General features: G+C 70.8%; 13 protein-coding genes and 1 tRNA gene. 11 read left to right on the forward strand and 3 right to left on the reverse strand.

Annotated elements, in window-relative coordinates:
* The 9 genes from ACQUS7_RS10345 to rpsB all read left to right on the forward strand — a co-directional run bounded on the left by ACQUS7_RS10345 (position 1) and on the right by rpsB (position 4,607).
* Positions 1 to 753 (forward strand): DNA-directed RNA polymerase subunit D, encoded by a 753-nt coding sequence (locus ACQUS7_RS10345; protein WP_435129226.1) that lies wholly within the window; start codon positions 1 to 3, stop codon positions 751 to 753.
* Positions 754 to 892: 139 nt separating this feature from the next.
* Positions 893 to 977: transfer RNA gene (locus ACQUS7_RS10350), tRNA-Leu, on the forward strand.
* A gap of 65 nt (positions 978 to 1,042) precedes the next feature.
* Positions 1,043 to 1,399 carry a 50S ribosomal protein L18e gene (locus ACQUS7_RS10355; protein WP_435129229.1) on the forward strand — a complete coding sequence of 119 codons (357 nt, stop codon included), beginning with the start codon at positions 1,043 to 1,045 and terminating at the stop codon, positions 1,397 to 1,399.
* Positions 1,396 to 1,833, forward strand: coding sequence for a 50S ribosomal protein L13 (locus tag ACQUS7_RS10360; protein ID WP_435129232.1), 438 nt, complete (start codon positions 1,396 to 1,398; stop codon positions 1,831 to 1,833). The genes ACQUS7_RS10355 and ACQUS7_RS10360 overlap by 4 nt, the downstream gene beginning before the upstream one ends.
* Positions 1,827 to 2,225, forward strand: a complete 399-nt coding sequence (locus tag ACQUS7_RS10365) for a 30S ribosomal protein S9 (protein ID WP_435129235.1) — start codon at positions 1,827 to 1,829, stop codon at positions 2,223 to 2,225. Before ACQUS7_RS10360 ends, ACQUS7_RS10365 begins: the two co-directional genes overlap by 7 nt.
* 12 nt (positions 2,226 to 2,237) lie before the next feature.
* On the forward strand, positions 2,238 to 2,432 hold the full coding sequence (locus ACQUS7_RS10370; RefSeq protein WP_222607868.1) for a DNA-directed RNA polymerase subunit N: 195 nt from the start codon (positions 2,238 to 2,240) through the stop codon (positions 2,430 to 2,432).
* Complete coding sequence (locus ACQUS7_RS10375) at positions 2,432 to 2,614, forward strand: DNA-directed RNA polymerase subunit K (protein WP_435129238.1); 183 nt, start codon at positions 2,432 to 2,434, stop codon at positions 2,612 to 2,614. Before ACQUS7_RS10370 ends, ACQUS7_RS10375 begins: the two co-directional genes overlap by 1 nt.
* A complete protein-coding gene (gene eno, locus ACQUS7_RS10380; protein WP_435129241.1) occupies positions 2,611 to 3,822 on the forward strand; it encodes a phosphopyruvate hydratase in 1,212 nt (403 codons plus the stop codon). The genes ACQUS7_RS10375 and eno overlap by 4 nt, the downstream gene beginning before the upstream one ends.
* Positions 3,819 to 4,607 carry a 30S ribosomal protein S2 gene (gene rpsB, locus ACQUS7_RS10385; protein ID WP_435129244.1) on the forward strand — a complete coding sequence of 263 codons (789 nt, stop codon included), beginning with the start codon at positions 3,819 to 3,821 and terminating at the stop codon, positions 4,605 to 4,607. The genes eno and rpsB overlap by 4 nt, the downstream gene beginning before the upstream one ends.
* A 149-nt stretch (positions 4,608 to 4,756) precedes the next feature.
* On the opposite strand, the gene ACQUS7_RS10390 is transcribed toward rpsB, so the two are convergent.
* On the reverse strand, positions 4,757 to 5,104 hold the full coding sequence (locus ACQUS7_RS10390; RefSeq protein ID WP_435146828.1) for a hypothetical protein: 348 nt from the start codon (positions 5,102 to 5,104) through the stop codon (positions 4,757 to 4,759).
* A 558-nt stretch (positions 5,105 to 5,662) separates the two neighbouring features.
* On the opposite strand from ACQUS7_RS10390, the gene mvk reads away from it, so the two are divergent.
* Both mvk and ACQUS7_RS10400 read left to right on the forward strand, forming a co-directional pair.
* Positions 5,663 to 6,673, forward strand: coding sequence for a mevalonate kinase (mvk, locus tag ACQUS7_RS10395; RefSeq protein ID WP_435129250.1), 1,011 nt, complete (start codon positions 5,663 to 5,665; stop codon positions 6,671 to 6,673).
* A gap of 1 nt (position 6,674) precedes the next feature.
* Entirely contained in the window at positions 6,675 to 7,421 is a 747-nt protein-coding gene (locus tag ACQUS7_RS10400; protein WP_435146830.1) for an isopentenyl phosphate kinase, read from the forward strand.
* A 19-nt stretch (positions 7,422 to 7,440) separates the two neighbouring features.
* Here ACQUS7_RS10400 and ACQUS7_RS10405 read toward each other — a convergent pair whose 3' ends face one another.
* Together ACQUS7_RS10405 and ACQUS7_RS10410 are read right to left on the reverse strand one after the other, a co-directional pair.
* Positions 7,441 to 8,358 (reverse strand): DMT family transporter, encoded by a 918-nt coding sequence (locus tag ACQUS7_RS10405; RefSeq protein ID WP_435146832.1) that lies wholly within the window; start codon positions 8,356 to 8,358, stop codon positions 7,441 to 7,443.
* A 2-nt stretch (positions 8,359 to 8,360) separates the two neighbouring features.
* A complete protein-coding gene (locus ACQUS7_RS10410; RefSeq protein ID WP_435146834.1) occupies positions 8,361 to 9,206 on the reverse strand; it encodes an MBL fold metallo-hydrolase in 846 nt (281 codons plus the stop codon).
* Position 9,207: the final 1 nt, after the last annotated feature.

A 9,207-nucleotide genomic window follows, 5' to 3' on the forward strand; every position in this document is an offset into this window, starting at 1 on the left:
ATGGCTGACGACGACTTCGACGTGGAGGTCATCACGCGGGACGACCGCTCCGCGCGCCTGCTCGTCCGGGGGCTGACGCCCGCGGTCGCGAACGGGCTGCGCCGAGCGGTGCTCTCGGAAGTGCCCACCCTGTCGATCGACACCGTTCGGTTCGTCGAGAACTCGTCGGTGATGTTCGACGAGATGGTCGGGCTCCGCCTGGGACTCGTTCCGCTGACGACGCCGCTGGACGACTACGAGATCGGCGACACCGTCACGCTCGCCCTCGACGTCGAGGGCCCGGCGACGGCGTACTCCGGCGACCTCGAGACGTCCGACGACCTCGTCCAGCCGGCCGACGAAAACATCCCGATTATCGAGCTGAAGGAGGGCCAGCGCCTCGAGTTCGAGGCCGACGCCGTCCTCGACACCGGGAAGGAACACGCGAAACAGCAGGGAGGCGTGGCCGTCGGATACCGGCACCTCCAGCGCGTGAACGTCGTCGGCGACAAGGACGAATTCGACGAGGAGGAACCGAACATCCTCCGCGGCGTCATCGAGACCGAAGACGGCGAGCTCGTCCACACCGACGAGTTCGGCGCCGACCTGACGAACCGGTACCCCGGCAAGGAGCTGGAGGTGTCGGACGTCCCCGGCGCGTTCGTCTTCCACATCGAATCCGACGGCTCCATGCCCGTCGACGAGCTGACGCTCCGCGCCGTCGCGTCGCTTCGCGACCGCGCGGACGAACTGGCAGAGAAAGTCGCAGTATAACCACCAATGTCCGCTGCCTCCGCTCACACGGCGCTCGCCTTCACCGCGAGCGACGGCGCCGGTCGCCGAGACCGCACGCCGTCGCCCCGGTGGAGTATCGAAAGCCGTTTAACCGGGGGCGCGGTACGACGGAGTGCGAGCAGGGATAGCCAAGTCAGGCCAACGGCGCAGCGTTCAGGGCGCTGTCCTGTAGAGGTCCGCAGGTTCAAATCCTGCTCCCTGCACTCCACTCCGTTCTTTCGTGGCTCCGACTCGGAGTCACGGCTCACTCCACTACGGAGGGCTCACTATGAGTAGTAGCAAGACTAATCCGAGACTTCAGAACCTCATCGCCGAACTGAAGTCGGTCGCGCGGCAGTCCGATGCCAACGTCTGGCAGGACGTCGCCGACCGGCTCGAAAAGCCGCGGCGCACGCACGCGGAGGTCAACCTCGGCCGCATCGAGCGGTACGCGAACGAGGACGAGACCGTCGTCGTGCCGGGCAAGGTGCTCGGCTCGGGCGTGCTCCGCAAAGACGTCACCGTCGCCGCCGTCGACTTCTCCGGCACCGCCGAGACGAAGATCGACCAGGCGGGCGACGCCGTGGCGCTCGAAGAACTGCTGTCGAACAACCCCGAAGGGACGAACGTCCGGGTGATCCGATGAGCCTCGCAGAGTTCGAAGCCGACGTCGTCGTCGACGCCCGCGACTGCATCGTCGGTCGCGTCGCGTCGAAGGTCGCTCAGCGCGCGCTCGACGGCGAGCGCGTCGCCGTGGTGAACGCCGAACACGCGGTCATCACCGGCAACGAGGACACCACGGTCGAGAAGTTCCGGACGCGAGCGGAGCTCGGCTCCGACCGCGGCCCGTACTACCCGAAGCGTCCGGACCGCATCTTCAAGCGGTCCATCCGGGGCATGCTGCCGTACAAGAAGCCGCGCGGCCGCGAGGCGTTCGAGAACGTCCGCGTCTACGTCGGCAACCCGTACGACGAGGACGGCGACGTCCTCGACGGCACCTCGCTGGACCGGCTGTCGAACATCAAGTTCACCTCCCTCGGCTCGATCTCCGAGGACCTGGGGGCTAACGTCACATGGTAACCAACACGTCCGGCAAGAAGAAGACGGCCGTCGCCCGCGCCACCGTGCGCGAGGGCGAGGGCCGCGTTCGCATCGACTCCAAGCCCGTCGAACTGACCGAGCCGGAGCAGGCTCGCCTGAAGATGCTGGAGCCGTTCCGCATCGCCGGCGAGGACCTCCGCTCGAACGTCGACATCGACGTCGACGTCACCGGCGGCGGCTTCTCCGGGCAGGCTGACGCCGCCCGGACGGCCATCGCCCGCGGGCTGGTGCAGCACCTCAACGACGCTGAGCTCCGCGACGCCTTCATGGAGTTCGACCGCTCGCTGCTCGTGAACGACTCACGGCAGAGCGAACCGAAGAAGTGGGGCGGCCCCGGCGCTCGTGCCCGCTACCAGAAGTCGTACCGCTGAGGTGGTTCGACCATGATGATTCCCGTCCGGTGTTTCACGTGCGGTAACGTCATCGGTGAACACTGGGAGGAGTTCAAAGCGCGCGCCAAGGAGGGCGACGAGGACCCCGCAGCGGTCCTCGACGAACTCGGCGTGGACCGGCACTGCTGCCGGCGCATGATGGTGAGCCACACCGACCTGGTCGACGTCGTCTCGCCGTACCAATAATGAGCACGAACACCCAGTACAACCGGTACGAGAAGGCCCGCATCCTCGGCGCACGAGCGCTGCAGCTCGCGTACGGCGCGCCGGTGCTCATCGACACCGACCAGTCCGAGCCCATCCTCATCGCGGCCGAGGAGTACGACGCCGGCGTGCTGCCGTTCACCGTCCGGCGGGAGGGAAAATGACGCTCGTCGCCTCGGTGTCGCTGCGACGCGTCCTGGACTCCCGCGGCAACGCGACCGTCGAAGCCGACGTGCTGACGGAGTCCGGCGGCTTCGGCCGCGCCGCGGCCCCCTCGGGGGCGTCCACCGGCGAGTACGAGGCCATCGAACTGCCGCCGCGTGAAGCCATCGCGGCCGCGCGGCAGCACGCCGTGCCGCGGCTCGAAGGCGAGGTGCACACCGGCAATCAGCGCGACGTCGACGCCGCGCTGCGCGCCGCCGACGGCACCGACGACTTCTCCGAAATCGGCGCGAACAGCGCCGTCGCCATCTCGATGGCGGCCGCGAAGGCGGGCGCCGACGTGCTGGGCGCGCCGCTGTTCCAGCACCTCGGCGGCTCGTTCCGCGACGCCGGCACGTCGTTCCCGACGCCGCTCGGAAACGTCGTCGGCGGCGGGGAGCACGCCAAGGAGGCGACGCACATCCAGGAGTTCCTCGCCGCGCCGGTCGGCGCGCCGTCCGTCTCGGAGGCCGTCTTCGCGAACGCGAAGGTGCACGGCGCCGTCGGGGACGTCCTCGACGAGCGCGGCGTCGCCGCCGCGAAAGGCGACGAGGGCGCGTGGGCGCCCGCCGTCTCCGACGCCGAGGCGTTCGAGATCGTCGCGGAGGCGACCGAGCGCGTCGAAGACGAGGTCGGGTTCGACATCACGTTCGGGCTCGACGTCGCCGCCGCGGAGCTGTACGACGCCGACGCCGGCGTCTACCGCTACGGCGACGAGGAGCGCAGCCCGGCCGAGCAGGTGGAGTACGTCGCCGGGCTGGTCGACGAGTACGACCTGGCGTACGTCGAGGACCCGCTCGACGAGGACGACTACGACGGCTTCGCCGACCTCACCGAGCGGGTCGGCGACCGGACGCTCGTCTGCGGCGACGACCTGTTCGTCACGAACGTCGACCGGCTGGAGCGCGGCATCGACGTCGGCGCCGCCAACAGCATCCTCATCAAGCCGAACCAGATCGGGACGCTGACGGAGGCGTTCGACGCCGTGGAACTCGCCCACCGGAACGGGATGGACGCGGTCGTCTCCCACCGGTCGGGCGAGACGGAGGACACGACCATCGCACACCTCGCCGTCGCCACGGACGCCTCGTTCATCAAGACGGGGACCGTGGGCGGCGAGCGCACCGCCAAGCTGAACGAACTCATCCGCATCGCGGAGGAAGCCGTATGAGCGAATCAGAAAACGACGCAGACGAGGCGCCCGACGCCGAGGAGGAGGTCGCGGAGACCGAGACCGAGGCCGAGGAGGCGCCCGATACGACAGAGGAACAGCCCGCCGACGCCGAGGAGGAGGTCGCGGAGACCGACGCCGAGGCCGACGAGGAAGCCGAAGAGAGCGGTCCGCGCTTCGACGAGGACGTCATGCCGGACGAGGAGGCCGACCTCCTCATCCCGGTCGAGGACTACCTGTCCGCCGGCGTCCACATCGGGACCCAGCAGAAGACGAAGGACATGGAGCGGTTCATCCACCGCGTCCGCGACGACGGCCTGTACGTGCTCGACGTGAGCCGGACGGACAGCCGCATCCGGACCGCGGCGGACTTCCTCGCCGGCTACGACCCCGAGCAGGTGCTCGTCACCTCCTCGCGGCAGTACGGCCGCTTCCCGGCCGAGAAGTTCGCGGACGCCATCGGCGCCCGCGCCCGCACCGGCCGCTTCATCCCGGGGACGCTGACGAACCCGAAGTACGCCGGCTACATCGAGCCGGACGTCGTCGTCGTCACCGACCCGATCGGTGACGCGCAGGCCGTCAAGGAGGCCATCACGGTCGGCATCCCGGTCATCGCGATGTGCGACTCGAACAACCAGCTCAGCAACGTCGACCTCGTCATCCCGACGAACAACAAGGGTCGCCGCGCGCTGTCGGTCGTCTACTGGCTGCTCGCCAACGAGACGCTCGACCGGCGCGGCGCCGAACCCGGCTACGCCCTCGAGGACTTCGAGGCGGAGCTGTAAGTCGGCGTTTCGATTTCACTGGATTCCTTTCGCGGCGACGACCCACACTTCGAGCGGCCGCTCCGACCTGCGCTTCGAATCGGAGAGCGGTTCGGCAGTTTGAGGAGCGGCGACGCTGCCGGGCGGAGCAGCGACGAACGAACCGTGAGCTACGTCGAGAGCAGTTGGGCGGCGGCTTCGGGGTCGGACGCGGCGACTGCGGCGTTCTCGACGGCGCGGCCGGTGCCGACGCGGACGACCTCGCAGGCGCCGGCGCGTCGGAGGACGGCCTCCCACTCGGCGAGCGCGTCGAGCGCGCCGTCGCCCCACGAGCAGTCGCGGACGTCGACGACGACGCCGAAGCCGGGGCGGCAGCGTTCGACGACGTGCCGCGCGCGCGCCATCGCTTCGACGACGTCTGCGGCGCCGAACGACCCAGTGAGCGTGAGCGACACGCGGTTGTCGTCGGCGTCACGGTCGACCACACGGGTGGCCGGCTTGGAGGTCGTCGAACTCATCGGGCGGACCTGCGCCGGTGACCAGCATAATTCCACCGAATAGAGTATCGAATTTGATACTAGTCCTGTCGGCTGGAGCGGTCCAGGGCAGGGCGGGGATACTGCGGGCCGATTCGTCGGGGCGTTTCGGGACGGGTACGGCTCCGCGGAAAATCGGACGTGAAAACTCGGCGGGGAGCGGGCGACTCCCCGCCGCGTCGGACGGCCGACCGGGCGCGGTGGGCGGGTGAATGCCGGGCGTGCACTCACTTGGTGTGGGTGGTGGCCGCGGTCGGTCGCCGTCACGCCGTGCTGTTGTGTCTCCGGCGGTCGAGTCTGCACGGCGGGACGTCACGTCAACGCGTTCCCTCTTCCCCCTCGACTCGGCGCCGGCGTTGGGACGTGATGCACAGCCGGTCAAGCCGCGTGACGGCTGAACTGCACCACAGTAGCCGCAGAGACCGAATTGTGCATAAAACTTTCGCCGCGTGTATCGCGGAGAATAACTGGAGCGTATCGGACGCCGACGGTCCGCGCCGAGTCGGAACATCTGTTACCCCGCGACGCTGAACGGGCCGTATGACCACCTGCAGCGCGCCGGGGAAGGTGTACCTCTTCGGCGAGCACGCCGTCGTGTACGGCGAACCGGCGGTGCCGTGCGCCGTCGAACGCCGCGCCCGCGTCACCGTCGAACCGCGCGACGACCGGAAGGTGCAGGTCGACGCCGCGGACCTGTCGCTCGACGGCTTCACCGTCACCTGGGGCGGCTCCACCGACGACCGGCCGGACGTCGACGTTCCGACGCCGCTGCTCGAAGCCGCGATGGGCTACATCGACGAAGCGGTCGCACAGGCCCGCGACGCCGCGGACGCGCCCGACGCCGGCTTCGACGTCACCATCGAATCCGACATCCCGCTCGGCGCCGGCCTCGGCTCGTCGGCCGCCGTCACCGTCGCCGCCATCGACGCGGCGACCCGGTCGCTCGGCACCGAACTCGCCGCCGAGGACGTCGCGGACCGCGCCTACCGCGCCGAGTACGACGTCCAGGACGGCCAGGCGTCGCGCGCCGACACCTACTGCTCGGCGATGGGCGGCGCCGTCCGCGTCGAGGGCGACGACCGGCGCCGCATCGACGCGCCGAACCTCCCGCTCGTCATCGGCTACGACGGCGGCGCCGGCGACACCGGGAAACTGGTCGCCGGCGTCCGCGCGCTCCGCGACGAGTACGACTTCGCCGCCGACACCGTCGCCGCCATCGGCGACATCACGCGGGAGGGAACCGAACTGCTCCGCGACGCGCCCGAGACGCCCGACGAGGCGTTCCTCGCGGCGCTCGGCGACCTCATGGACTTCAACCACGGGCTGCTCGCCGCGCTCGGCGTCTCCTCGCGGTCGCTCGACGACATGGTGTGGGCGGGCCGCGACGCCGGCGCGTACGGCGCGAAACTCACCGGCGCCGGCGGCGGGGGCTGCATCGTCGCGCTCGACCCGTCGCCGGAGACGAAGACGGCGCTCGAGTTCACGCGGGGCTGTGAGGACGCCTTCCGGGCGGAACTCGCGACCGACGGCGTCCGCGTGGAGGAGGCCTGAGATGGTCACCGTCCTCAAACTCGGCGGCTCCGTCATCACCGACAAGGACCGCCCGGAGACGCTCGACGGCGAGGCGCTCGCCGCGGCCGCGGACGCGATTGCGGCGGCGCTCGCCGACGGCGCCGTCGACGACCTCGTCGTCGTCCACGGCGGCGGCAGCTTCGGCCACCACCACGCGGACGAACACGGCGTCACCACCGACACCGGCAGCCGCGACGCCGGCGAAGTGATGGCGGTCCACGGCGCCGTGAAGACGCTGAACCGGTTCGTGCTGTCTCGGCTCCACGACCGCGACGTCCCGGCGCTCCCGGTGCATCCGCTCTCGGCGGCGAGCCGCGACGCCGACGCCGCGCTGTCGATGCCGACCGACCAGGTCGCGACGATGCTCGACGAGGGGTTCGTGCCGGTGCTCCACGGCGACGGCGTCGTCCACGCCGGCGAGGGCGTCACGGTCGTCTCCGGCGACGAACTCGTCACGCACCTCGCCCGCCGGCTCGCCGCCGACCGCGTCGGGCTCTGCTCGACCGTCCCGGGCGTCCTCGACGCCGACGGCGACGTCATCCCCGAAATCCGGGCGTTCGAGGACGCCGCCGACGCGCTCGGCGCGAGCGACTCCACCGACGTGACCGGCGGGATGGCGGCGAAGGTCCGCGAACTCCTCGCGCTCGGCGCGCCGTCGTACGTGTTCGGTCCGGACGCGCTCGCGGACTTCCTCGCCGGCGACGACGTCGGCACGAGAATCGAGTAGCCGCGCCCGCCGCCCCGGGTCAGTCGAACCGTCGGCGCAGCGCGGCGCGGACCGCGTCGCGTTTCACCAGCACGAACGCGACGAAGATGAGCGCGAAGCCGCCGACGGTCGTCGGCGCCAGCGTCTCTTCGAGCACGAGAAAGCCGAACAGCGCCGCGAACGGCGGCACCGCGTACTCCAGCAGCCCGGTCTGAATCGGGCCGAGCCGGTCGAGCAGCCGGAAGTACAGCAGGAAGCCGCCGGCGCCCGGGACGACGGCGAGGTACACGAGCCAGCCGTAGCCCGCCGGCCCGGCCGTGACGTCCGCCATCCCCTGACCGAGCGCCGCCGCGGTGACGTGCAGCATGACGGCGCCGGTGAGCGCCATCCACGACTGCAGCGCGAGCGGGCCGAGCGTCGCGTCGTCCTCCCGTGTCGTCACGGCGCCGACGACCCACGCGATGGCGGAGCCGAACACGTACAGGGCGCCGGTGTTCACTGCGAGGTTCGACGGGTCGGGCCGGGCGATGACCGCGAGGCCGGCGAAGCCGACCGCCAGGCCGACGGCGCCGGTGGCGTCGATGCGCTCGGACGGCATGACGAGCCGCGTCGCCATCGGCGTCAACACCGGAATCAGGCCGAGCAGCGTCGCGGCGACGGCGCTGGAGACGTAGTCCTGCCCGGTGAACAGGAAGGCGTGGTGCGCGCCGATGCTGAACGCCCCGCCCGTCAGAATCGGGGCGACGTCGCCGCGGGTCCGCGGGACGACGTTGCGCCCCGCAGCGGCGGCGACGAGGAACAGCAGCGCGGCGGCGAGGCTGAACCGGAGCGCCGCGAGGAACACGGGCGGGAAGCCGTCGAGCGCCGCCTTCGTCGCGACGAACGCGGTCCCCCAGACCGCCGAGAGCGCCACGAACCCGGCCACGTCGCGGTTCACGCCGCGGAGCGTCGCCAGCACCGTCAGACCTCGAACCGCAGGCCGTCCTTCGCGAACCGGACGTCACCGTCGAAGCGCCGGCCGACGCTCTCGAGCATCTCGTCGTGCCGGCCGTCCGTGTGCGGATACAGGTGCGTCAGGTAGACGCGGCCGACGTCGGTGCCGGCGAGCGCCTCGCCGAGCTGCGTCGGCGTCGGGTGGTTGTCGACGTCGACCTCGTCGGGGAACGAGCAGTCGTGTGCGAGCACCTTCGCGCCGTCGGCGAACGACGCCAGCCCGGCGAACGCCTCGGAGTCGCCGGAGAACACGAAGCCGTCGCGGCCGCTTCCGTCTCCGCCCGATTCGTCGCCGGCCGTCCCACCCGACTCATCGCCGGTCGTCCCGCCGGGGCCGTCCTCGTCGCCGCCGCGGTCGCTGAATCGGTAGGCGAACCCGCGCTTCGAGTGCCGCGTCCCCTTCGCTTGGACGTCGAGGCCGGCGACCTCGAAGTCGGCGCCGTCGTGGACTTCGCGGACCCGGAGGTCGACGCGGCCGTCGAGGTACTCGTAGGCGCCGACGTCGAGCAGGTCGTCGACGAGCGCCTTCGTTCCGGGCGGCCCGACGACTTCGAGGTGGTCTTCGCCGGCGAGCCACCGCGCTTTCACCAGCGGGAGCAGGTCGGCGACGTGGTCGAGGTGGTGGTGGGTGAGAAGCACCGTCGACGCCGCCTCGTAGCCGGGGTCGGTCTGGCTGAGCCGGTGGAGGACGCCGGCGCCGCAGTCGACGAGCAGCGGGGCGCGGTCGCCGGGCGCCGCTTCGACCAGCAGCCCGGTCTGCACCCGGTCGGCGACCGGCATCGCCGACCCGGTTCCGAGAAACGTGACGCGCATA

The organism is Halobaculum sp. P14 (genome assembly GCF_051195155.1).
GTDB lineage: Archaea > Halobacteriota > Halobacteria > Halobacteriales > Haloferacaceae > JBNTKA01.